22 protein-coding genes are annotated in these 24356 nt (G+C 59.7%); 7 read left to right on the top strand and 15 right to left on the bottom strand.

The features are described from left to right. Positions 1–14 precede the first annotated feature (14 nt). Positions 15–1025 carry an ABC transporter substrate-binding protein gene (locus tag FS804_RS05380; protein WP_144575358.1) on the bottom strand — a complete coding sequence of 337 codons (1011 nt, stop codon included), beginning with the start codon at positions 1023–1025 and terminating at the stop codon, positions 15–17. Positions 1026–1508: 483 nt separating this feature from the next. Next, on the bottom strand, positions 1509–3608 hold the full coding sequence (locus tag FS804_RS05375) for a S9 family peptidase (protein WP_144575355.1): 2100 nt from the start codon (positions 3606–3608) through the stop codon (positions 1509–1511). Between the two features lie 223 nt (positions 3609–3831). On the opposite strand from FS804_RS05375, the gene FS804_RS05370 reads away from it, so the two are divergent. From FS804_RS05370 to FS804_RS05360, 3 genes are all read left to right on the top strand, one after another. After that, positions 3832–4233, top strand: a complete 402-nt coding sequence (locus FS804_RS05370; protein WP_063950891.1) for a DUF930 domain-containing protein — start codon at positions 3832–3834, stop codon at positions 4231–4233. 105 nt (positions 4234–4338) lie between these two features. Next, the gene (locus tag FS804_RS05365) at positions 4339–5247 is read left to right on the top strand and encodes a dihydrodipicolinate synthase family protein (RefSeq protein WP_144575352.1); all 909 of its coding nucleotides are present in this window, start codon (positions 4339–4341) and stop codon (positions 5245–5247) included. Between the two features lie 62 nt (positions 5248–5309). Continuing rightward, positions 5310–6035: a polysaccharide deacetylase family protein gene (locus FS804_RS05360; protein ID WP_144575349.1), complete on the top strand. Its 726-nt coding sequence runs from the start codon at positions 5310–5312 to the stop codon at positions 6033–6035. A 45-nt stretch (positions 6036–6080) separates the two neighbouring features. Here FS804_RS05360 and FS804_RS05355 read toward each other — a convergent pair whose 3' ends face one another. Continuing rightward, positions 6081–7061, bottom strand: a complete 981-nt coding sequence (locus FS804_RS05355) for a sugar-binding transcriptional regulator (protein WP_063951100.1) — start codon at positions 7059–7061, stop codon at positions 6081–6083. A 207-nt stretch (positions 7062–7268) separates the two neighbouring features. On the opposite strand from FS804_RS05355, the gene tal reads away from it, so the two are divergent. Continuing rightward, a complete protein-coding gene (gene tal, locus FS804_RS05350; protein ID WP_144575346.1) occupies positions 7269–8234 on the top strand; it encodes a transaldolase in 966 nt (321 codons plus the stop codon). 257 nt (positions 8235–8491) lie between these two features. On the opposite strand, the gene FS804_RS05345 is transcribed toward tal, so the two are convergent. Then, on the bottom strand, positions 8492–9259 hold the full coding sequence (locus FS804_RS05345) for an IclR family transcriptional regulator (RefSeq protein ID WP_144575343.1): 768 nt from the start codon (positions 9257–9259) through the stop codon (positions 8492–8494). 189 nt (positions 9260–9448) lie between these two features. Here FS804_RS05345 and FS804_RS05340 point away from each other — a divergent pair, with 189 nt between their 5' ends. After that, complete coding sequence (locus tag FS804_RS05340) at positions 9449–10180, top strand: SDR family oxidoreductase (RefSeq protein ID WP_144575340.1); 732 nt, start codon at positions 9449–9451, stop codon at positions 10178–10180. Between the two features lie 58 nt (positions 10181–10238). Here the strand turns inward: FS804_RS05340 and FS804_RS05335 are convergent, their stop codons facing one another. From FS804_RS05335 to FS804_RS05315, 5 genes are all read right to left on the bottom strand, one after another. Then, positions 10239–10412, bottom strand: coding sequence for a DUF1328 domain-containing protein (locus tag FS804_RS05335; protein WP_003499086.1), 174 nt, complete (start codon positions 10410–10412; stop codon positions 10239–10241). A gap of 109 nt (positions 10413–10521) precedes the next feature. Next, entirely contained in the window at positions 10522–11376 is an 855-nt protein-coding gene (locus tag FS804_RS05330) for a metal ABC transporter permease (protein ID WP_144575337.1), read from the bottom strand. Then, positions 11373–12233, bottom strand: coding sequence for a metal ABC transporter permease (locus FS804_RS05325; protein ID WP_063950898.1), 861 nt, complete (start codon positions 12231–12233; stop codon positions 11373–11375). The genes FS804_RS05330 and FS804_RS05325 overlap by 4 nt, the downstream gene beginning before the upstream one ends. Next, a complete protein-coding gene (locus FS804_RS05320; protein ID WP_305765042.1) occupies positions 12214–13122 on the bottom strand; it encodes a manganese/iron ABC transporter ATP-binding protein in 909 nt (302 codons plus the stop codon). The genes FS804_RS05325 and FS804_RS05320 overlap by 20 nt, the downstream gene beginning before the upstream one ends. Then, on the bottom strand, positions 13119–14009 hold the full coding sequence (locus FS804_RS05315; RefSeq protein WP_063951101.1) for a metal ABC transporter substrate-binding protein: 891 nt from the start codon (positions 14007–14009) through the stop codon (positions 13119–13121). The genes FS804_RS05320 and FS804_RS05315 overlap by 4 nt, the downstream gene beginning before the upstream one ends. Positions 14010–14293: 284 nt before the next feature. On the opposite strand from FS804_RS05315, the gene FS804_RS05310 reads away from it, so the two are divergent. Beyond that, complete coding sequence (locus FS804_RS05310; RefSeq protein WP_246665849.1) at positions 14294–15244, top strand: hypothetical protein; 951 nt, start codon at positions 14294–14296, stop codon at positions 15242–15244. A gap of 226 nt (positions 15245–15470) precedes the next feature. Here the strand turns inward: FS804_RS05310 and lysS are convergent, their stop codons facing one another. The 6 genes from lysS to FS804_RS05270 form a co-directional block, all read right to left on the bottom strand. Then, positions 15471–16970, bottom strand: coding sequence for a lysine--tRNA ligase (gene lysS, locus FS804_RS05300; RefSeq protein ID WP_144575325.1), 1500 nt, complete (start codon positions 16968–16970; stop codon positions 15471–15473). A 249-nt stretch (positions 16971–17219) separates the two neighbouring features. Then, positions 17220–18677: a glutamate--tRNA ligase gene (gene gltX / locus FS804_RS05290; RefSeq protein WP_144575321.1), complete on the bottom strand. Its 1458-nt coding sequence runs from the start codon at positions 18675–18677 to the stop codon at positions 17220–17222. 212 nt (positions 18678–18889) lie between these two features. Then, on the bottom strand, positions 18890–20662 hold the full coding sequence (locus tag FS804_RS05285; protein WP_063950904.1) for an SLC13 family permease: 1773 nt from the start codon (positions 20660–20662) through the stop codon (positions 18890–18892). Positions 20663–20908: 246 nt separating this feature from the next. After that, positions 20909–21220 (bottom strand): GIY-YIG nuclease family protein, encoded by a 312-nt coding sequence (locus FS804_RS05280; RefSeq protein ID WP_246665859.1) that lies wholly within the window; start codon positions 21218–21220, stop codon positions 20909–20911. A 153-nt stretch (positions 21221–21373) separates the two neighbouring features. Continuing rightward, entirely contained in the window at positions 21374–22132 is a 759-nt protein-coding gene (locus FS804_RS05275; protein WP_063950905.1) for a TerC family protein, read from the bottom strand. A gap of 162 nt (positions 22133–22294) precedes the next feature. Further along, the gene (locus FS804_RS05270) at positions 22295–22981 is read right to left on the bottom strand and encodes a TetR/AcrR family transcriptional regulator (protein WP_144575318.1); all 687 of its coding nucleotides are present in this window, start codon (positions 22979–22981) and stop codon (positions 22295–22297) included. A gap of 159 nt (positions 22982–23140) precedes the next feature. Between FS804_RS05270 and FS804_RS05265 the strand changes: the two genes are divergently transcribed. Continuing rightward, complete coding sequence (locus tag FS804_RS05265) at positions 23141–24355, top strand: HlyD family secretion protein (protein ID WP_063950907.1); 1215 nt, start codon at positions 23141–23143, stop codon at positions 24353–24355. The last annotated feature ends 1 nt before the right edge of the window (position 24356 follow it).

Raw genomic sequence — 24356 nt, 5'->3', positions numbered from 1 at the left:
CCCCCATCAATCCATCACATCGAAGCCTTGATCTTCTCCGCTACCTCGGGCGAAACCCACTTCGTCCAGATGTCCTCGTTGTTCTCGAGGAAATACTCGGCCCCATCTTCGTTGGTGCCTTGATTCTCATCCATCCACGCCAGAACCTTGGCAACGGTGTCGTTGTCCCACTGCCGCTTGCGGATGTAGTCGATGGACGGACCGGCCTTTTCGGCAAAATCCTTGGTCACGACCGTGAACACCTCGGCCACCGGATAGGCATTGGGCTTCGGGTCAGCGCAATCGGGCTTGGCGATGCAGTTGTCGTAGGCCTCGCGGTCCAGCGCCACGCCGTCGTCCAGCTTCACCATATCGTATTTGCCGAGAATGGCCGTAGGAGCCCAATAATAGCCGAGCCAACCCTGCTTTTTTTCATAGGCATTGGAAATCGAGCCATCCAGACCGGCCGCGGAGCCCGTATCAACAAGTGCAAAGCCCTTTTCATCAGCCTTGCGGGCCTTGAACAGGTTGGCGGTGGTTGGCTGGCAGCCCCAGCCCGGCGGGCAGCCGAAGACGGCGCCCTTGCTGGCGTCTTCAGGGGCAGGGAACAGGTCGGGATGCTTCAGCGCGTCTTCCACCGTCTTGATGTCAGGATGGTCGTCGGCGAGATATTTCGGGATCCACCAGCCTTCAACGCCGCCATCGCTCAGGATTTTGACTTCCTGAATGAGGTTGCCGTTTTTCACCGCTTCCTCATAGGGAGCGCCCAGCGTGTTCACCCACATTTCGGGCGCCATGTCCGGCTGGCCCTTTTCGTTCATGGAGGTGAAAGTGGGGGTGGTGTCGCCGCTGACGACGTTGACCGTGCAGTCATAGCCGTTCTCCATGATGAACTTGTCGACGTAAGCCGCGACACCGGCGGATGCCCAGTTCATTTCGGCGATGGAGATGTTGCCACAGGTCTCTGCGGCGTTGGCGGAAGATGCTGCACCGGCAGCGATGGTAAAGCCCGTTACGAGAATGGTCGAGGCCAGGAGTTTCTTCATGAGGAGACCTCCAAGTCTGATGCAGTGTTTTCAATTGGCAAAGCGGGAGCACTGCAAAGCCCGGATTGCCAAGGGCGAACTGACATGGCGCGTGGAAATGCCGAAAAATCCGGCGAGAGACTATCCGCAGAACAAGCCGCGAACTTGCCGCAGAAACAGCGGCGGGAAGGCGCATGAATATGTCAACGGCGTGCATAATACGGCGAAAAAGTGATATTGCAACGCGATATGACGCAAGGCAGCCATGCAGGTGATTTACGGAACGATCTTTCGGATTCAATAATACATGCGGTATATTTTATTACTCAGTAAAAGATCGCAATTATTCACCGAAACAAAATAAAAATTCATTCGATATGTGAGTTTTATTTAAATAAGAAACTGATGGGTAATTTTGTGGAAAAAATAATCTGAAATCGTTTTCTATAGGGTATTTTTATGCAAAACGAGGCGGGCGGCAACGCGTGCCGCCCGGAGTGGAGGTCACACGGCGTCCTTGCCGGCCACTTTCAGCGCGAAGGCATATTCGAAGGCGATTTCCTCCAGGCGCTGGAAGCGCCCCGACTTGCCGCCATGGCCGGCCGCCATGTTGGTTTTCAGCAGAATCGGCGCTTCACCCGTTGTTTTTTCGCGCAGCTTCGCCACCCATTTGGTCGGCTCCCAATAGGTGACACGCGGATCGGTGAGGCCGGAAAGCGCCAGGATCGGCGGATAAGGCTTGGCGGCGACATTGTCATAGGGGCTGTAGGCGGCGATCCAGCCATATTCTTCCGCCGATTCCAGCGGATTGCCCCATTCCGGCCATTCCGGCGGCGTCAGCGGCAGCGTGTCGTCCAGCATGGTCGTCAGCACGTCCACGAAGGGAACGGCGGCGATAATGCCGGCGAATTTCTCCGGCGCCATATTGGCGACAGCGCCCATCAGCATGCCGCCGGCAGAACCACCCTCGGCGATGATGCGCTCGTAAGACGTGAAGCCTTCCTGAACGAGATGATCGGCAGCAGCAATGAAGTCTTTAAAGGTGTTCTGCTTGTGCTCCATCTTGCCGGTTTCATACCATTCGAAACCCTTGTCCTTGCCGCCGCGGATATGGGCGATGGCATAGATGAAACCGCGGTCCGCCAGAGACAGCGTCGTGGTGGAGAAGGAAGCGGGAATGGTGATGCCGTAAGCGCCGTAGCCATAGAGCAGGCAGGGAGCGGAACCGTCGAGCGGCACGTCCTTGCGGTAAAGCAGGGAGACCGGCACCAACTCACCGTCATGGGTAGGGGCCATGATGCGGCGGGTGATATAATCATCAGGGTTGTGGCCTGAGGGCACTTCCTGCGTTTTCAAAAGCGTGCGTTCGCGCGTCACCATGTCGTAGTCGAATAGCTGGCTCGGCGTCGTCATCGAGGAATAGGAGAAACGGATGACGTCGGTGTCATATTCCGCCGCGCCATGCAGGCCAAGCGAATAGGCTTCCTCGGCAAAGGCGATGGAATGTTCCTCGCCCGTGCGGCGGTCACGGATGACGATGCGCGGCAGGCCGTCACGGCGCTCCAGCCAGATCAGATGGCGGGCATAGGCATCGACGGAGAGGATCAGCCGGCCCGGCTCATGCGGCACCACCTCTTTCCAGTTTTCCTTGCCCGGCGCGGTGACCGGGGCTTCCACAATGCGGAAATCCTTGGCATCGCCGTCATTGGTCAGGATGAAAAAAACGTCGCCGCCTTCGCACATCGAATATTCGATGCCTTCCTCACGCTCCGCTACGATAGCCGGTTCGGCGGTCAGGTCTTTCGTGGAGAGAATGCGATATTCGCTGGTCTCGTGGTCGTGAATGTCGATGAAGATGAAATCGTCGAGAACGGACGCACCGACGCCCATGAAGAAACCGGGATCCTTTTCCTCATAGACCAGCCGGTCGGCCGATTGCGGCTCACCGATAATATGGTGGAAGACCTTGGACGGGCGGTGGTTCTCGTCCTGCAGCGTATAGAAGAAGCTCTTGCCATCGGGCGCCCACGCGCCGCCGCCGCCGGTATTTTCGACGATATCGGCAAGGTCTTCGCCGCTTTCGAGGTTGCGGATGCGCAGGGTGAAATATTCGGAGCCCTTGTCGTCGTAACCCCAGATGCCATGGCTGTGATCGGACGACTGGTCGAGGCCGGACAGGCGGAAATAATCCTTGCCCTCGGCCTCCTTGTCGCCATTCAGCAGTACATGTTTTTCGCCGCCGCCGCGCGGGGTGCGGAAATAATGTGGCTGTTCGCCGCCGGTCACGAAAAGGGTGCCATAGGCATAGGGTCCGTCATTGACGGGCACCGAGGAATCGTCCTGCTTGATGCGGCCCTTCATCTCCTCGAACAGCTTTTCCTGAAGCGCCTTGGTGTCGCCCATCGCCGCTTCCATATAGGCGTTTTCCGCCTCCAGATGGGCGCGGATGGCCGGGTCGAGAATGGAGGTGTCCTTGAACATGGCCTGCCAGTTATCGGCCCGGAACCAGGCGTAATCGTCGGTGCGGGTGATGCCGTGATGCGTATCCTGAACCGGCCGTTTTTCGGCGGTCGGGGCGGCGGGCAGGTTCTTGAAAATCGGCAAGGGAAACTCGCTTTCCTGTAAATTTCTTGAGCGGTACCAAGATGTAGAGTGCGGTGTGCGGCCGATCAAGTTTCAAAATCTCCACAGGGGAAATGAGGCATTGGCACAATTTCGTCGGCTTTCGATCACATTTTGGCAATATCCCGCAAATCAGCGATGATGGATACAGGCCAGCCAGCCTGCCGCCCACCACAAGAACAAACGAAAAAACTGACAGGACCCCATGCGAAAGCTTCTTCCCGCTGCCCTTTCTGCCTTTTTCCTTGGCTTGCACGCCTTCAACCCCGCGTTTGCGATCGATGCCAGCGTCATGCGCCAGCTGAATGCGCTGGCCCCCGAAGAGCGTCTGGAACAGCGCTGTGATATCGAGGCGATGGAGCGTATCGCGACGGAGCAGAAGGGCATGAAACCCGACAAGGTCATCGCCTACACCTATGGCGATCCCGAGGTCGGCAAGAACTCCATCAAGGCGCCGGGCGCGGCCTTTAGAAGTGCCGGGGAATGGTACAGGTTGAAATACAAGTGCCAGCTGAAAAGCGACAGCCTCTCCATTCAGTCCTTTGATTACCGTGTGGGCGACAAGATCCCCGAAGAACAGTGGAAGAAGTTGTATCTTTATGACTGATCGCGGAATTTTTCGATTTCAGGTCAGCCTTTAACCGGCGCTTTGGTTGCCGCCGTGCCGCCGCCTCTGTAACCCTGACTTCTGATCGAGGTGAGGGACGTAAACATGGTGACGCGATTTAAAGGATTGTCGGCTTTTCCGATCACGCCGGCTGACGAGGCCGGACGGGTCGATGTCGAGGCCTTTTCTGCCCTGATCGAGCGGCTGGATGGGGCAGCGGTCGATTCCGTCGGCATTCTCGGCAGCACCGGCATCTATATGTATCTCACCCGCGAGGAGAGGCGCCGTGCCATCGAAGCGGCCGCCGCCATCCTCAAGGGCAGGCGCACACTGATGGCCGGCGTTGGGGCGTTGCGCACTGATGAAGCCGTAGCGCTGGCAAAGGATGCGCAGGCCGCCGGCGCGGATGCGCTGCTGCTCGCGCCCGTTTCCTACACGCCGCTGACGCAGGAAGAGGCCTATCACCATTTCGCCGCTGTGGCCGGCGCGACGGCCCTGCCGCTTGTCATCTACAACAACCCGACGACCACCCGCTTCACTTTCAGCGACGAACTTCTGGTGCGGCTCGCCTATATTCCGAATATCCGCGCCATCAAGATGCCCCTGCCGGCCGATTCCGATTATGCCGGCGAACTTGCGCGACTGAGGCCCAAACTGTCGGACGATTTCGCCATCGGCTATAGCGGTGACTGGGGCTGCACTGACGCCACGCTCGCCGGAGGTGACACCTGGTACAGTGTTGTAGCCGGCCTGCTGCCGGTTCCGGCCCTGCAATTGATGCGGGCGGCGCAGGCTGGCGATACGGAGGAGGCAAAAAGGCTCGATGCGGCCTTCCAGCCGCTCTGGGCACTGTTCAGGGAATTCGGCAGCATCCGCGTGGTCTATGCAGCCGCCAATATTCTGTCGCTGACGGTGAGCGAACCGCCCCGGCCGATCCTGCCGCTCACGAGCGCGGAACGGCAGCGGGTGGAAGAGGCGCTGGAAGCCCTGTCGGTGCTCGAAACCGCGCCATAATTCGGGCGCTTTGCGGGCGGATTGCCACGGGAATACACTCTGCCACATTGCGGAAGATGAAAATGCTGCGTCGTCTCATTATTGCTGCCCTGTTTGCCTCTGCCGCGCCCGCTGCCTTTGCGGCAAACGGCCTTGTCGAGCCATCGCTGAAAATGTCGCCGCAGCATGATGGCAAGGTGCGGGTGGCGATGACGCTCGATGCCTGCATGGGCAAGACCGATCATCGCATTCTCGATACGCTGGTGCGCGAGCGCATTCCCGCGACGATCTTCGTGACCGCTCGCTGGCTGAAACACAACAGCGAGGCACTCGCGGTGCTGATGGCAAATCCCGACTTGTTCGAGATCGAAAACCACGGCGAAAACCATGTGCCGGCGGTGGATAAACCCGTGTCCATCTATGGCATTGCCGCCGCCGGCTCTGAGGCTGCGGTGATGCAGGAAGTGGAAGGCGGCCGTCAGGCGATCGTCGCCGCCACCGGCATCCAGCCGCAATGGTTCCGGGGTGCGACGGCGAAATATACGGCGTCCTCCATGACAACCATCAACAGGCTTGGCATGCGGGTGGCGGGTTACTCCGTCAATGGCGATGGCGGCTCGCTGCTCGGTGCCGCTGCGACGGCCAAACATATCGCTGCGGCCAAGAATGGCGATGTCATCATCTCCCACATCAACCAGCCCACCCACGAAGCGGGCGAGGGCGTGGTGAAGGGCCTGTTGGCGCTCAAGGCACGCGGTGTGGTTTTCACGCGGCTGGACGACCCGTCCTTCGCGCCGCCGGGAAACTAGGACGGAGCGTCGCGTCCGTATTGTCATCGAACGTGGCGGATGAGCCTATGCAAGCTCCATCAAAGCCCGTGCTGCGGCTTCATCCGTAATCAGCGTATTGCATCCGATGCGCTTGATCGTGGCGCGGATGGCGATGGCACGATGTGCGCCTCCAGAGGCGAGCACAATGTGTTTGGCCTTGCGCAATGTGTCGAGGTCGATCGCCATGGCGTGCTGATTGATCGGGTGATCGACTGAGCGCCCTTCGGCATCGATGAAGTTGAACATGGTGTCACAGACGCAGCCGGCCTCGACAAGCTCACGCAGTGTCTCCTTCGAAATGAAGCCTTCCGACAGGGAGGTGGAGTGCGGGCCGATATCGCCGCAGGAGACGATGGCCAGATCGAGCGTTTCGGCAAGGTTGTAAAGCGTGGCAAGCCCGCATTTTTCGATCAGCGCCCGTTTTGTCTCGACCGAGTCCACCAGCAGCGGTGCAAGGAACATGTAACATTCCGCGCCGAGCGCGCTCGCCAGCCTCCAGGTATAATCGAGCGGGTTGGTCTGGTGCACGGCGACGATGCCGCCCAGTAGCGAGACGACCTTGCAGTTCTCCCGGCGCGGCGGCCGAAAACTGGAGAGCGAAGCTGTCATGGTGCGGCCCCAGCCGACACCGATGGTGGCGTCGTTCGGCACTGTCTCGGACAGGAACTGACCGAGCGCAAGGCCAACCGCTTTCGCGGTGCCCTCGGCGGTCGTTCTGTCAGCGGAAGGAGAGGGGATGATGACAGCCTCGTCCAGCCCGTAGGCCGCCTCGAGCTGACCTGCCAGCGACACGAAATCCTCGATCCCCTCGTTGATCCAGATCTGCACTTCCGAGCGCTTCATGGCCTCGTCCAGAAGCCGGATCACGGTGGAGCGGCTGATGCCGAGCTTTTCGGCGACATCCTTCTGCGTCATGCCCTGATTATAATAAAGCCACGCCGCCCGCAGCCTCAGCGAAGCCGCTTCGGAATAGGTCGTATGGGTGTCTCTTCTCAGTTTCGCCACGGTTTCCGCCAATTTTTACAGGACCTCGAGTATCGCAGGCGTGAAACTTATGTCAATTGCGATGCGCAAATGTCTTGACTTTCGCGCCTGCGGCTTGCGATAGTTGGAGCCGACGAAACCGCGATTTCGGCCTTGGGCGCACCTTCCGGTGCGGGAACGAAATGACGGCTGAGCAAGTTTTCAAGAGATCATGAAGGATCATCAGATATGACATCCAAACTCGAACAACTTCGCGCCATCACTACAGTCGTTGCCGACACCGGCGATATCGAGGCGGTTGCGCGCCTGAAGCCGGTGGATTGCACCACCAACCCGACAATCGTTCTGAAGGCACTCGGCACGCCAGCGTTCGCCGACGCTGTGAAGGAAGCCGTCGCCTGGGGCAAGAAGCAGGGCGGCCAGTCCGACGCCGTTGTTGCCGCCGTGGCAGACCGTCTCGCCATTTCGGTCGGCGCTGCGCTGGCCGGCCTCGTTCCCGGCCGCGTCTCGACGGAAGTCGATGCGGACCTTTCTTTCGATACCAAAGCCTCCATCGCCAAGGCGCACCAGATCATCGCCTCCTACAAGGAGCGCGGTATCGAGCGCGAACGCATCCTCATCAAGCTTGCCTCCACCTGGGAAGGCATCAAGGCCGCTGAGGTTCTGCAGTCCGAAGGCATCGACTGCAACTTGACGCTCCTTTTCTCGCAGGCCCAGGCAATTGCCTGCGCTGAAGCCAAGGTCTTCCTCATTTCGCCCTTCGTCGGCCGTATCCTTGACTGGTACAAGAAATCGACCGGAGAAAACTACACCGCCGAGACCGATCCGGGCGTTGTTTCCGTGCGCAGCATCTACAATTATTACAAGGCGAACGGCATCAGCACCGTCGTCATGGGCGCGTCCTTCCGCAATGTCGGCGAGATCGAAGCCCTTGCCGGTTGCGACCGCCTGACGATCAGCCCGGCGCTGCTGGAAGAACTGGACAAGGACACCGGCAAGCTGGAGCGCAAGCTTTCGGCTGACAACGTCAAGGCCGAGCCACTGCAGTCCCTGGACGAAAAGGCATTCCGCTGGGCGCTGAACGAAGATGCGATGGCTACCGAGAAGCTTTCGGAAGGCATCCGCCTGTTTGCCAAGGACCTGGTAACGCTGCGCGAAATGGTCCGCAAGGAACTGACGGCCGCCGCGGCTTAAGGGGTGGAGCTAAGGCTTCCGGTGGCCCTGCCACACACGTAACGTCATCCTCGGGCTTGTCCCGAGGGTCAATCCATGCTGCGTGAAATCAATCGGTTGCAGATCCTCGGGACAGGCCCGAGGATGACGAAAACGGGAGATCGCCTCCTCGTCTTTGACCTCGGCGGAACATTTTATGCTCCCACCGCGTTTACGAAGCATAAATCTCCAGTCAATTGAAACGCGATCGGATCCCTGCCGGTCGCGTTTTTTTGGGCTCAGGCGCCGCCCGTGACGATTTCCGAAATGCGCGTCGCGGCCTCCCGGATCAGCCCCTCGCAGGCATCGCGTGTCGGTGCCTTGCCGCCGAGCGGGGTGATGTAAGGGCAGGTGATGACGGCAAGGGCGGTACCGTCGAGCGTCAGCACCGGCGCGGAAATGTTGCGCACGCCGGCAGTCTGAAGGCTGTCCATGGATTCTATGCCGTTTCTGCGCACGGTCGCCAGGCGCTCTGCGAGGCCGGCAGGAACGGTGTCGCCGCTGCCGCGCACCTGCTCGGCGATCATGATCTCGCGCTGTGCGTCCGTCTGGAAGGCCAGAAGCACATGGCCGGAGCCGGTGTGGAACAGGCTCATCTGCGCGCCGACGCGCATGGACATGGCCCAATAGGTCGCAGATTCCTGCTGTGCAATGACGACAACACTGCCCCGGTCGTAAACGGCGAGATGACACGCCTGCTCGGCGCTTGCGGAGAAATCGCGCATGACGGGCGCGGCAAATGAAACCAGCCGCCGGATCGGCGCATGGAAATGCGCCAGTCCGAACATTTTGAGCGTCAGCGAAAACCGGTCGCCGTCCAGCCGGTGGACATAGCCCCGGCGCACCAGCCGATCCAGCATGCGATATAGCTCGTTCGGACTCTTGCCGATCGATTTGGCAATTTCGATCTGCGTCAGCCCACCATCGGTGCGGGCCAGAAGTTCGAGAATGTCCAACCCCTTGTCGAGGGCTGGGGCGCGATATCGGTCGCTGTCGTCTTCAGTCATCTGGCCTCGGTGGTGTTTCGCTGTGCGGCAGGAGCACAAATTGGGTTGCCCGATTGGCGCCATACGCGCAAGTTTGCTTGACGCCATATGAATACCGCGTTTACATATGAATTGTCGATCCATATTTGAGATCAATCGAATTCAGCGGTCCATCGTGAAAGGTGGGCGCGCCTTAGCGGGAGGCTATCCATGGTGCAGGATTTTAACGGCCGGACAGTGGTGATCACCGCCGCCGGTCAGGGTATCGGGCGGGCGACGGCGGAGCGCTTCATCTCGCTCGGTGCGCGCGTCATCGCTACCGATATCAATGAGCAGACGCTTTCGACCCTGGAAGGTGCGGAAACCCGGGTTCTGAACGTGCTTGACGGCGACGGCGTCAAGGATTTCGCGGCCGATATCGGCCATGCGGATGTGCTGTTCAACTGCGCGGGCTTCGTTCATGCCGGCACCATCCTTGAATGCGAGGAGAAGGACTGGGATTTCTCCTTCGACCTGAACGCCAAGGCCATGTACCGCACGTGCCGCGCCTTCCTGCCCGGCATGCTGGAAAAGGGCAAAGGCGCCATCGTCAACATGTCCTCGGTCGCTTCAAGCGTGAAGGGCGTGCCGAACCGTTTCGCCTATACGGCTTCCAAGGCTGCCGTCGTGGGTCTCACCAAGGCGATTGCGGCCGATTTCGTCACCAAGGGCATCCGTTGCAACGCGATCTGCCCCGGCACTGTCGATAGCCCTTCGCTGCACGACCGTCTGCGCGCCACCGGCAATTACGAACAGGCGCTGGCCGACTTCATCGCGCGCCAGCCGATGGGCCGCATTGCAACGCCGGAAGAAATCGCAGCGCTCGTCACCTACCTTGCGTCCGACGAGGCAGGTTTCACCACCGGCCAGATCCACGTGATCGATGGCGGCTGGACGGGCTGATAAAGTTATATGGAAGAAAAGCGAGGCGACCGGGGTGAAAACCGGTCGCCTTTTTCATTCACACGACAGCGCTGCCGGCCATCAGTGCAAGCACGAGGAAGACCAGGAAGATCACCACGGCGATGAAGAACAGGATGCGGGCAACGCCCGCCGCCGCAGCGGAAATTCCGGTGAACCCGAACACGCCTGCGATCAAAGAAATGACGAAGAAAATAAGAGCCCATTTCAACATGGCGCTTCCCCTTTTGCAGAATTTTCCCGAGCCAGCCGCCCCGCGACAGGCTCGGTAAAATGACGCGCAAAAGGCGAAAATGTTCCACACGCCCGCAAAAATCGTTCCTTTAGAAGCCCGCCTCGCTGGCCGCGGATGTGCGGCGCGCTTTCAAGGTGGTGCGGATGAAGGTCGCGACGAAGGTGATGCTCATGAAGAGCACGATTGTCGGGGCAGGGGCGCTGTCGATCAGGAAACTCAGCCAGATGCCTGCAAGCGACGAGGCGGCCGCAACGGTAATGGCCACCAGCAGCATGGCGGAAAAACGCCGGGTCAGCAGGAAGGCGATGGCCCCCGGCGCAACGAGCATCGCCACCGATAGAATGATGCCCACCGCCTTCAGCGCGCCGACCACGGTGAGCGACAGAACCATCAGGAGGCCGTAATGGAGCAGGCGCACCGGCAGACCGATGGCTTTGGCATGCTGCGCATCGAAAGCGTTGACCAGCAGATCCTTGCGCAGCACGCCGAGGAACAGCGTCGCAAGCAGCGCGATGACGCCCGTCTCCAGCATGTCCAAGGCCGCAATGCCAAGCATATCGCCGAAGAGGATGTGGTCGAGATGCACATCGCTCTGCACCTTCACATAGAGCACGAGCCCCAGCCCGAACATGCCGGAAAAGACGATGCCAAGCACCGTGTCTTCCTTGATGCGGCTGTTTTCCTTGATGAAACCTGTTCCAAGTGCGCAGATCATGCCAGCAATGAAGGCGCCGATGGAAAGCGGTAGGCCAACGATATAGGCCACCACCACGCCGGGCAGCACGGCGTGGGAAACCGCATCCCCCATCAACGACCAGCCCTTCAGCACCAGAAAGCAGGAAAGCATTGCCATCGGCACCGCGATCATCAGCGTGATGGCGAAGGCATATTGCATGAAGGGCAGCTGGAACGGCAGAATGGCCAGTTCGAGATATTCACTCATGGCGCTTCCTCCAGCGCCTTGCGGGCCTTGGCTTTGGACGCAAGCAGGCCGTGTTTCGGCGCGAAGATGAAGGCGGCGAGGAAGATCGCCGTCTGCAGCACGACAATGACGCCGCCCGTCGCGCCATCGAGGAAATAGCTGAGATAAGCGCCGACGAAGCTGGTGGCCGCGCCGATGACAAGGCTCATCAAGATCAGCCGCTCGAAACGGTCGGTCAGGAGATAGGCCGTCGCGCCCGGCGTCACCACCATGGCGACGACCAGGAAGGCCCCGACCGTCTGCAATGCGGCGACCGTCGAGGCGGCAAGCAGGGTGAAGAAGATTACCTTCAGCACTTCGGGTTTCAGGCCCACGGTGCGGGCATGGTTCTCATCGAAGAAGACCACCATGAAGTCGCGCCATTTCAACGAGAGGACGAGGAGGCTGATGCCGCCGATCAACGCCAGCTGGATGGTGTCTTCGGTGGTGATTGCGAGAATATTGCCGAGCACGATCGTCTGGATATTCACCGAGGTGGGAGACAGCGACACCATGAAGAGGCCAAGTCCGAAGAAGGAGGTGAAGATCAGCCCGATGATCGCGTCTTCCTTCAGCCGCGTTTTCTGGTTCAGAAACAGCATCGACCCGGCCGCAAGCCCACCGGAGAGAAAAGCGCCGAGCGAAAAGGGCAGGCCCAGCATATAGGCGCCCGCGACGCCGGGAACGATGGCGTGGGACAGCGCATCGCCGATCAGCGACCAGCCCTTCAGCATCAGATAGGCGGAGAGAAAACCGCAGACGCCGCCCACCAGCGCGCTGACCCAGATGGCGTTCAGCATGTATCCATAGGTGAAGGGCTCAAGAAGACTGTTTATCATCAGCCTTGTCCTTCGATGCGCGTCGGAATGTTTCCTTCTGGCCGTTCCGGCCATAGATCACGAAGGGCCGCTCGTCATCGGTGATGACTTTGAGACGGCGCGGATCGGCATCGTCATGCAGCTCCGCGCCGCCGAGAATGAAATGTCTCAGGCTGCCGCCGAAGGCATTTTGCAGGTTTTCTTCGGTAAACGTATCCTCCGTCGGGCCGGAAGCAAGGACCGTCCCCTTGACGAAGACGGCGCGGTCGCAGAATTCAGGCACGCTGCCGAGATTATGGGTGGAGACCAGCATGACGCGGCCTTCGTCGCGCAGTGCCTTCAAAAGGGCAACGATCTGCTCTTCCGTCGTCACGTCGACACCGGTGAAGGGCTCATCCAGAAGGATGACCTGGCCTTCCTGCGCCAGCGCGCGGGCGAGAAACACCCGCTTCTTCTGGCCGCCGGAGAGTTCTCCGATCTGTCGTTTTCGATAATCGAGCATGTTGACGCGTTTTAGCGCGTCCTCGACCATCCGGTGGTCGCGTTTCGAGGGGATGCGGAGGAAATTCATGTGGCCGTAACGGCCCATCATCACCACATCCTCGACCAGCACCGGGAAGCTCCAGTCCACCTCTTCCGCCTGCGGCACGTAGGCGACAAGGTTCTTCTTCAGCGCCTCCTTCACCGGCAGGTCGAAAATGGAAACGGATCCGGCCGCCAACGGCACGAAACCCATGATCGCCTTGAAAATCGTGGACTTGCCGGCGCCATTGACGCCGACAAGTGCAGTGATGGTTCCGCGGGGGATGGAGAAACTGGCGTTGCGCAAAGCGGTGTGGCCGTTGCGATAGGTGACTGTCGCATTTTGAACCGTCAGGCCGCCGCCTGTTTTCTTACTGCTCATTCTCATGAAGACAGGCCTTTGGCGATGGTTTCGCTCGTCACGCGCAGCAGGTCGAGATAGGTCGGCACCGGACCATCGGCCTCGCTCAGCGAGTCGACATAGAGGATGCCGCCATAGGCCGCGCCGGTCTCCTTGGCCACCTGCTGGGCGGGATCGGGCGAAACCGTGCTCTCGCTGAATATGACCCTGATATTGTGCGCACGCATGGCGTCGATCACGCCGCGCACCTGTTGTGGTGTGCCCTGACTGTCGGCATTGACCGGCCAGAGGAAGAGTTCCTTCAGACCAAAATCCCGGGCGAGATAGGAGAATGCCCCCTCGCTTGTGACCAACCAGCGCTTGTCTTCAGGCAGGGACGACAGCGCATCGCGGATTGGCTGCACGGTCGCCTTGATCTTGTCCGAATAGGCCTTGGCATTGGCGGCGTAGATATCGGCATGGGCAGGGTCGACTTGTGCAAGACCCTTGCGGATATTCTCTACGTAGATCAGGGCGTTATCGGGCGACATCCAGGCATGGGGATTGGGTTTTCCCTGGTAGGCCCCGCCGCTGATCGCCATCGGTTCCACGCCGTCGCTCACCGTCACATCGGGAACGCCGGAGAGGTTGGCCAGGAACTTCTCAAACCACAATTCCAGATTGAGCCCATTGCGCAGGACCAGGTTCGCCTTGCGGGCCTTGAGAATATCGCGCGGCGTGGGTTGGTAGTTGTGAATTTCGGCGCCCGGCTTGGTGATGCTCTCCACGTCCGCCGCCTCGCCCGCCACATTGCGCGCCATATCGGCGATGATGGTGAAGGTCGTCACGACCACGGGTTTTTCTTCGGCAAGCGCCACGCCCGGGATGAAAAGAGAAAGGGCGAAAACGGCATGCCGGATTTTATGGAAGTTCAAGGAGCTCTCCAGATTTTGTTGCAACTAATTCGCAATACCATCGGCCATAAAGTCATTCTTGTCAACGCTATTGCAAATCATTCGCAATTCAGGAGATTTTGGAAATGTCCGAAAATGACGCGTTTTTGCGCGGGCTGGGCATCGAGGATTAAACTTTTTTCAATGAGAAAGCGGCACTATCGCAAGGCTCGGACAGCGTGGTCCGAAGCTTGTCCTGCGCGTGTTCCTCATCCATCGAGCCACGTTGTGGGGCGAGGGCGCAAAACGGGGTACTTGATGTCAGGATGTTGCGGGTGAAAGCTGTATTCGGACGAATGCGGTTTTCGCGCAAGCTCGTTATGATCGGAGGCGGGATCCTGCTTTTGGCAGGTGCGACCGGTTCTGCTGCCGTTTTCATCGGCAGCGAGCGGCTGCTCGGCCCATCCTATGCCGCCACCAACGGGCTTTCCTGCGACGCGGTCCAGACGGTCAACATCCGCAAGAACGGCGCCCTGTGGGTGCGCAAATTTGTCCGCACCAGCGGTGGAGACGGCAAGGAGCGGTTGAAAACCGCCTTGCGCGTCGCAAAAGCCGTCTATGACAAGCAGAAACCCGATCTCGTTCAGGTATCCGTCCTCGACGCCAACGGGCCGCAATTACGGTCAGAAATGCGCGGCCGGGCGATTGCCGCCCAAGTGGTTTTCATTCCCGATCTGGCGAAAATTCCGGAAGGCGCGGATGCACACCGCTATTCTGCCTATTATTACGATGGTGCGGCCAACGCCAGCGGGCAGTTCTACGGATTGCGCATCGATCTTCCGCTCGAAGACACCGAAGCCATGGCGGCGGGCCTCAGCGATTTCACCGACTGTGCATCGCCCGTCACCGACACTGAAGGCGGCGGTCACGACGGCAAGTCCTCCAAGGGACACGGTGAAGGCAAGGGCCACGGCGAAACCAAGGGCGAGGCGGCTGCCGAACATGGCGCGACCCCAGCCGAGACCGGCCACGGAGAAGCAAGCCCCGAAACCGATCGCGACACGCCATCTCCCGAAGCGCACGGCGAAACCGGCACCGACGAACTCCTGACCTCAACGCCGGAAGCCGATGGCGGCAGCATCTTCAGCCTGAGTTACCTCAAGTCCCTGATCTTCGGCAAAGGCTCGACCACCGCACAGGCGGCGGAGGAGAAGCAGGCGGGCGAGGCGGCGGTGGCAGAGGAAGCTGATGGCGAAAAGGCCAAGACGGGGCATTGACAGGGCTTCGGTTGCGGCGCAGGCGTTCCTGTTTCATGCCGGCGGCATGCTCAGCCGACACTGCCTTGTCATGCTTGCGTCTGTGCAAAGTTTGTCCGGTCTGTATTTCCGGATACGCCGCATGGCATTGAAATCTATGGTGAAGGGTGAATATTCACCCTTCACCACCAACTTCAAGTGATTGCAGCTTGCCCGGAATTCTCAACCGGGCAGCGCTCTTAGTTCCTCAATCCGCCTTGTTGCGGCGGGCCGGGAAGAGGATGACGTCGCGGATCGACGGGGCGTTGGTGAGCAGCATGATCAGGCGGTCGACGCCGATGCCGAGGCCGCCGGCGGGCGGCATGCCCTGGTCGATAGCGTCGAGGAACTCGTCGTCCAGCTGCTTGTCCTTTTCGCCGCGGGCGTGGGCCTGTTCCAGCTGCTTCACCATGCGGCGGCGCTGTTCTTCCGGATCGTTGAGTTCGGAGAAGGCGTTGCCCACTTCCCAGGCGTTGCAATAGCTTTCGAAACGCTCGACGAGGCGCGGTTCGCCCGGCACTTCCTTGGCAAACGGCGAGATGTCCTTCGGAAAATGCGTAACGTGGCTTGGCTGGATCAGCGTGCCTTCCACCTTCTCTTCGAAGATGAAGGCAAGGCATTCGCCCCAGGTCCAGTCCTTCTCGACGGCAAAACCGGCGGCCTTGGCGGCAGCGCGCGCTTCTTCGTCGGTCTTGATGGCGAGGAAGTCGATACCGGTTGCTCCCTTCACCGCATCGGGCATCGGCACGCGCTTGAACGGACCCTTGAAGGAAATCGTCTGGCCTTGGAATTCCACCTCGGTGGTGCCATGCAGCGAGATCGCCAGCGTCTCGAACAGCCGCTCCACGAGACCCATGATGTCCTCGTAATCGGCATAGGCCCAATAGCACTCCATCATGGTGAATTCAGGATTGTGCCGTGTGGAAACGCCTTCGTTGCGGAAGTTGCGGTTGATTTCGAAGACCTTGTCGGAAAGGCCTGATACCAGCGTGCGCTTCAGGAACAGTTCCGGCGCGATGCGCAGATACATGTCCATCTTCAGCGTGTTGTGGAAGGTCTTGAACGGGTCGGCCGTCGCGCCGCCATAGACGGTCTGCAGCATCGGCGTTTCGACTTCGAGGAAACCTTCGGCCTCCATGAAGCGGCGAATGCCGGAGAGGATCTTCGAGCGTTGCAGGAAGCGCAGCTTGGATTCCTCGTTGGAGAGAATGTCGAGGTGACGCTTGCGGTAACGCAGCTCGATGTCGGAGACGCCGTGCCACTTTTCGGGCATTGGCAGCAGCGACTTCGTCAGCATGGTGATTTCTTCGGCATTGATCGTCAACTCGCCGCGCTTGGTGCGGCGCACCTTGCCGGTCACGCCGATGATGTCGCCGATATCGATCATCGGCAGCAGGTTGCGCGCCGCTTCCGGCGTCGTATCCTTGTGCGAGAAAATCTGCACCTTGCCCGAGGCGTCATGGATGTCCATGAACATGCCGGAATTGCGCGAGGAATAAACGCGGCCCGCCACGGTCACCGTATCACCGGTTTCGACGTCGGCTTCGATGTCAGCGTATTTTTCCGCGAGTTCCGCATTGCTCATCGTGCGGTGGAAATGCGCCGGATAGACGTCGCCGATCTGCTCGCGCAGCAGCGCAAGTTTCTGGCGGCGCACTTCTGTCGCGTCGGAGGAAAGGGCGGTGGTTTCGGTCTTGGTGTCGGTCATCGTGTTCGCCTTTAGCGGGCTTGTTCGTTGCGGTTACCCGTGGCGCTCTGGATCACCCCCCTCTGTCCTGCCGGACATCTCCCCCACAAGGGGGGAGATCGACAAGCGGCTGGCACCTTGCCCATGGATCGAGCGGGTTCAGCATCCGATCTCCCCCCTTGAGGGGGAGATGCCCGGCAGGGCAGAGGGGGGTACCCCAAGCATAGGGGTATATTTCAGTGTGCTGCCGTCACCGCCAGCACGTCATCATCAGCTTCCGCTGCCAACCATCGTGGACACGACGGTAATCGCAGCCTTCAGGCGCTGCCGCACGACGGAGCGGCCAAGCAGCGCCATCGAGTCAAACAGCGGCAGCGAGCGCGACGACCCGGACATGGCGACAAAAAGCGGCGGCGTGACGACGCGCAGCTTCTTGCCGGTCCGTTCCGCCACATCGCGCAGCTCGGCCTCGATGGCTTCCACATTCCAGTCAGGCATCTTTTCGAGGTCTGCGGCAACGGTGGTGAGGATCTCGTGGATTTCCTCCGGCTTGCTCTTCAGCCCGGCAAAGGAAGCGGGTGTGAGACCAGCGTCGCTTGCGAGCAGGAAACCGGCAAGGTTCGGCAGCTCACCGAGCTTGGAGACGCGGCTCTGCGCAAGCTTCAGGCCCTCGGTCAGGCGGGAATTCTCCATCGCCCATTCCAGTGTGCGGGCAATGAACTCTTCCGGCGAAAGCTTTTCGCGCAGCCAGCGGCCGTTCAGCCAATCCAGCTTCTGGATATCGAAGATGGCGCCGGCCTTGGAGAGCGCTTCCGGGTCGAACTTTGCGGCGAGCTCGTCCATGGTCAGAAGCTCTTCGCCTTCGGCGATCTGGATGAAGAACAGGCCAAGGAAGTTCATCAGCGCTTCCGGCAGGTAGCCGAGCGCGGAGTAATAAGAGATCGAGGTCGGGTTCTTGCGCTTGGAAAGCTTGGACTTGTCGGCGTTGCGCATCAGCGAAAGATGCATGAACACCGGCTCCTGCCAGCCAAAATAACGGTAAAGCAGGATGTGCTTGGGCACGGACGCCAGCCATTCTTCGCCGCGCGCCACATGGGTGATCTTCATCAGATGGTCGTCGATGACGTTGGCCATGTGATAGGTCGGCATGCCGTCGGCCTTGATCAGCACCTGCATGTCGACGGAATCCCACGGGATCGACACATCGCCATAAACACCGTCATGGAAATCGCACGAGCCTTCGGTCGGGATTTTCATGCGCACGACGTTCGCTTCACCGGCGGCAACCCGGGCGGTCACTTCTTCGGCCTTCAGGTTGAGGCAGTGGCCGTCATATTTCGGCGGCTTGCCGGCGGCGCGCTGGGCTTCACGCATCTGCTCCAGCCGCTCGGGCGTGCAGAAACAGCGGAAGGCATGGCCTTTTTCGAGAAGCTCTTCGGCATAGGGCCAGTACATCGCCTTGCGCTCTGACTGGCGGTAAGGACCGTAAGGACCGCCGACATCGGGGCCTTCCGACCAGGTAAGGCCGGTCCAGCGCAGCGCTTCCAGCACCTTCTGCTCATATTCGAGGGTCGAGCGGGTGGCGTCGGTATCCTCGATGCGCAGGATGAACTCGCCGCCGTGTTTCTTGGCGAAGAGATAGTTGAACAGCGCGATATAGGCGGTGCCGACATGCGGCTCGCCGGTGGGGGAAGGTGCAATGCGGACGCGAACGCCGGAAGTGGTCATGAAATTCACTCGTCGTGGACGTGGCAGTGACATCGGAGCGTTTTACCCAGATATCACGGAGTTTTCGTTTGGATGCGGCAGGACATCATGTCGAAAGGCGAAAAGAAAGCGCCTTTTTCATATTCCCGTTCGGCTTCGGCTTAGGCCATATTCTGCCGCAGGCGTCAAGGAAATATGGAATCTGAGGCCCCGCCGGGCACTAGCGACCGGCCTTAATTGACCGGCCAGACATAGAGCAGCATCGGGATGCTGACGATGACGATCATGATCGACAATGGCAGGCCAAGGCGCGGGTAGTCGCTGAAACGATATCCGCCCGGGCCCATGACCAGCGTATTGCACTGGTGGCCGATGGGGGTGAGGAAATCGCAGCCAGCGCCGATCGCCACCGCCATCAGAAAGGCCTCCGGCCGGAAGCCGAGCGTGGTGGCGAAACCGGCAGCGATGGGGGCCATGACCAGAACCGTGGCGGCATTGTTGAGAAAAGGCGTTACCGCCATGGCGGTGAGCAGGATCATGCCGAGCGCGGCAAAGGGCGGCAGACCCTGCGCCGCATGCCCGAGCCAGCCTGCGATCAACTCGCTGGCGCCGCTGGTGCGTAGACTGTCGCTGACGGGAATGAGGGCGGCGAGCATCACAAGGATCGGCCCATCGACGGATTTATAGACCTCGGTGAGCGGAATGGCGCCGACCACGATCATCAGGAAAGCAGCCGCGAAAAAGGCGACGGAGACCGGGACCAGCCCGCTGCCGGCGGCCAACATGGCGGCGGCAAGCACGATGACCGGCAGAAATGCGCGGCGCTGAACGCCAAGCAGGATTTCCCGTTGCGCCAGCGGCAGCAGCGAAAATTCCTGCAAGACCTGAGGCAGGTTCTTGCGGCCGCCCTGTAGAAGGATGACATCACCGGCCTGCAATGTCAGTTCCGACAGCCGCTGGCTGACGCGCTGGCCGCGCCGGCTGACCGCGATGAGATTGACGCCGCGGGTATAGGAGAGTGCGAGTTCGCGCGCCGAAATGCCGTTCAGAACCGATTCATTGCTGATGACGGCTTCCATCGAAATGAGGTCAGGCGCTTTCTGGCCGTTCTCCATCAGCGGCTTGCCCGAGAGAAGTAGCTTTGCCTGCGATACGATGCGATCGAGCCCCTCCGGGCTGCCTTCGAGCATAACCGTATCGCCCGCCTTCAGCTTCACGTCGGGGAAGGGCGAGATCCGCCTCGGTCCGCGCAGGATGGTGCTGGCAATGACATCGCCATCCGCCTGCTTGAGAAGCTCGCGCAGCGGCCTTTCCGAAAAGGTGCTATCTGCGGGCAGCGTCGCTTCGGCTGTGTAGGCGGATTGGTCGAGAATATCCTCCACCGATGCCTTTTCCCGGTTGCGTACCGGCAGCAACCGGTAACCGAACGTCAGGAAGATGATGCCGATGACGGTCAGGCCGGCCCCGACAGGCGTGAAGTCGAACATTGAGAAGCTTTGCCCCGTCATCTCTTCTCGCAGGCGGGAGACGACGATGTTTGGCGAGGTGCCGATCTGCGTCATCAGCCCGCCGAGAAGCGCGGCAAATGCCATGGGCATCAGATAATAGGAAACGGGGCTGCCGGACTTGCGGGCGAACTGAAAGGCAACCGGCATCATGATGGCGAGGGCGCCGATATTCTTGATGAAGGCCGACATGACGGCAACGACGATCATCAGAAAGGCAAGCTGCAGGCCTTTGGAGTGCATTTCGGGGAAATATTTCTTGATCGTCATGTCGACGATGCCTGAACGCGCCACCGCCGAACTGACCACCAGCGCGCTGCCGACGATGATGACGATATCATCGGAAAAACCTGAAAACGCCTTGTCGAAGGGCACGACGCCGAGTGCAATCGCCACCAGGAGCGCACTGCACGCGACGACGTCGTAACGGAACCTGTCCCAGATGAACGCCACCATCATGCCGGCGATGACGGTAAAGGCGAGAATCTGGTCTGTCGTCATGTTGGCTCATGCTTTCGAAGGTGAGGCGGCGGGGAGAGGCTATATCGGTGAAGATACCGGAGAACGCAACGTAGAGTGATGCGGTTCCTTTGCTGGAACTGAGGGTTCATGCATCCTCCGTCATGCCGGACTCGATCCGGCATCCAGCCGTCGCGCGTCTGCGCGGCGAGAGGAGTTTTTTCAGCCCAAGGACTTGGGCTGACTGGATGCCGGATCAGGTCCGGCATGACGGAGAGGAGGGCGGCGTTAGAGAAGATAATGAGCGATATCGTCCCATTCCGGATTGAGATCTTCAATCAACTTGATCTTCCATGCCCGCGGCCAGTTTTTTATATTCTTTTCTCTAGCAATCGCGTCGGTGACGAGATCGTATGTCTCGAACCAAACGAGAGTCTTAACCCCATAACGGGTTGTGAATCCGGGCGTCAGGTTGTTCTGATGTTCATATAAACGGTGAGAAAGGTCGCTTGTTACGCCAGTATAGAGCGTACCGTTTCTTTTGGATGCAAGAATATAAACATAACCTTGGCGCATGATGAAAGCATGCGCAACGCCCATTGTTTTGACAAGGGGCCAATTTATCTCCGTCATACCGGCCCTGAGCCGGTATCCAGCCGACGCGCGTCTGCGCGGCGTGAAGGGTCTTTCCAGCCCAAGGACTTGGGCTGGCTGGATGCCGGATCAAGTCCGGCATGACGGAGGAGCGTGCGATCAATGCACCGTTTTCGTCCCCGCCTTCTTGCGGCTTCTTGCATTGCGGGCCAGCATATTGAGCAGTTCCACCAACGCCGAAAACGCCATGGCAGCATAGACGTAGCCCTTGGGAACATGGAAGCCCATGCCTTCGGCGATCAGCGTCGTGCCGATCATCATCAGGAAGGCGAGCGCCAGCATGACGATGGTGGGATTGCGCTCGATGAAGTTGGCCAGCGGGGTTGCGGCCAGCAGCATCACTGTCACGGCGACGATGACGGCGACGATCATGATCGGCAGATGCGGTGTCATGCCAACGGCGGTGATGATGCTGTCGACAGAGAAAACGAGGTCGAGCAGCAGAATCTGGCCGATGGCGGCGCCGAAATTCATCGCGGCCGGACCACCCACCATGTCTTCCTTGTGGTCTTCAGGGTCGACATTGTGGTGAATTTCCTTGGTCGCCTTCCAGACGAGGAAGAGACCACCGGCAATCAGGATCATGTCCTTCCAGGAGAAGGGATGGCCAAAGGCTTCGAAGACCGGTGTTGTGAGCTGCACGATCCAGGCGACGGTGCCGAGCAGGCCAAGGCGCATGATGAGCGCGAGACCGATGCCGATCTTGCGGGCTTTTTCGCGCTGTTCGGGCGGCAGCTTGTTGGTGAGGATGGAGATGAAGATCAGGTTGTCGATGCCAAGCACGACCTCCATGACGATCAGCGTGACGAGCGCCACCCAGGCGGCGGGGTCGGACAGGAGAGGGAGAACGGACTCCATCAGGGAAATTTTCCTTTCAGCAACAAGGCCAACCGAATATTCGGTGGGTGGAATTTATAGCGCAATACGCGAGAAACAAGGAGATCGCGTCTCCGATGCGCATAATTTCATCGAAATTTCGCGCAGTCCGCGTATCGGCGCTTGCGCCGTTGCTGAATGATCTCAGGCCTTGTCGGTTCCGTAGGCGGCCATGAATACCCTGATGGCGCTGGCGATCACCCGGTCAAGCTCCTCTTCCGGAACCGGGCCGTCGATTTCGCCGAAGAGGCGCAGCTTGAAAAACGTGCCGGTGGAAAGCTCGATATATTGCCGCGCAGCCAGCTCCACATCATCCACTTTCAGGTGGCCAAGCGCGATGTGGTGCTCGATGAAATCCTGAAGCACGGTACGGACATTGTTGGGCGCGGCGATGAAAAAACGCTGCGCGAGCTTGGGCATGCGGTCGATGACGCCGATAACCGAGCGCATGGCCGGGACCATGTCGGAACAGATCATCTTGTTCGCGAAGGCCTTGCCGAACTGTTTAAGGCCTTCGCGCACCTCCTCGGTGCCGGCCAGGATGTTGCGCATGGACGTTGCGAATTCCTGGCGATGCTGGTCGACGAGGGCCGCGAACAAATCCTCCTTGTTGGAGAAATAGACATAGATCGTGCCCTTGGAAACGCCGGCTTCCCGCGTGATGTCGTTCATGCTGGCCGCATCGAAGCCCTTGAGCTTGAACACGCGCCACGCGCCCGCCAGAATCTGGTCGCGTTTGGCCGGGTCTTCGCCTGCTGCAAAACGCCCGGCGGTGTTGCCCGGACAGACCGTTTCCGTTTGCGTGTCCATATCCCTGTCTTCGCCTGCCATCCCTGCCGCCTCATAGCACCACAACGGCGTAAAAAAATTAACCGAACGTCGAACCAATCGGTTCGATAACACTTGATATGTGTCAGGAAAGAGATTAAGTCAATCGAACCGAACGGTTCAGTTCGAAAAACTTTCTTTAATCTATCACGGTACATTCTCATGTCGGCCCAGAAGAATAGCGCGGTTCGCGCCGTCAACGATGCGGAAGAGGCGGATATCTCCGCCAAGACCGAGACCTCTCCCGCAAAGCCGGCTGAGGCACCGGCTGCGCCACCTGCTCAGACGACGGCTGCGCCGAAGCAGAAGAAGCGCTCGAAGCTTCTTCCCGTCATTGCGATCGCCTTGCTGGCTGGCGCCGGCTGGTACGGTTACAACTGGTGGGTCGATGGCCGCTTTCTGGTCTCGACGGATGATGCCTATATCGAAGGCGATATCGCCGTCATCGCGCCGAAGGTTTCGGGCTATGTCGCCAAGGTGAACGTCATCGAAAACCAGGAAGTCAAGGCGGGTGATCCGCTGGTGACGCTCGATGATGGCGACTATCGCATTGCTCTTGAGCAGGCCGAAGCGCAGATCCGCACCGAGGAACTGTCGCTGAAGCGTATCGACGCCCAGATCATTGGCGGCGAAGCGGCGCTCGAGCAGGCCGTCGCCCAGAAGGGCGCACTGGATGCCGCACTGCGTGGTGCGGAAATCACCCAGAAGCGCGCGAGCGAGCTGCAGGCGAAAGATGTCGGCACGGTCGCCGCGTCCGACAATGCGCAGGTCGCGCTCGATCAGGCGAAGGCGAATGTCGTCGCCGGCGATGCCGCCATCTCCTCCGCCAAGGCCAATGTCGAACTATTGCGCGCCCAGCGTGAGGAAGCCGAGAGCACGATCCGTTCGCTGCAGCTTTCCCGTGACAAGGCCGCCCGTGACCTGTCCTTTACGGTTCTGAAGGCGCCCTATGACGGCGTCATCGGCAATCTGGCGGTGCAGAACGGCGATCTTGTTTCTGTCGGCAAGCGCCTGGCTTCGCTGGTGCCGATGAACGAGCTTTATATCGACGCCAATTTCAAGGAAACGCAGCTTGCCCGCGTCGTGCCCGGTTCGAAGGTGCGCGTGCATGTCGACGCCTTTGACGATGCGACGATTGAAGGCACGGTGCAGTCGATCTCGCCCGGCTCGGGCTCGGTCTTCTCCATGCTGCCGCCGGAAAATGCGACAGGCAACTTCACCAAGGTCATCCAGCGCGTGCCGGTTCGTATCGTCTTCTCCAAGGAAGACCTTGCAAAGCATAATCTGCGCGCCGGCCTCAGCGTCGTTGTCGATGTCGATACCCGCACGGCGCCGGAAGGCACCAGAACGGCGCAAGTTAACCCGGAAGCCAAGTAAG

Source organism: Agrobacterium sp. DE0009 (assembly GCF_007680755.1).
GTDB lineage: Bacteria > Pseudomonadota > Alphaproteobacteria > Rhizobiales > Rhizobiaceae > Agrobacterium > Agrobacterium tumefaciens_B.
Note: the sequence above shows the minus strand (reverse complement) of the source record. Positions and strands in the feature narration are given on the sequence as shown.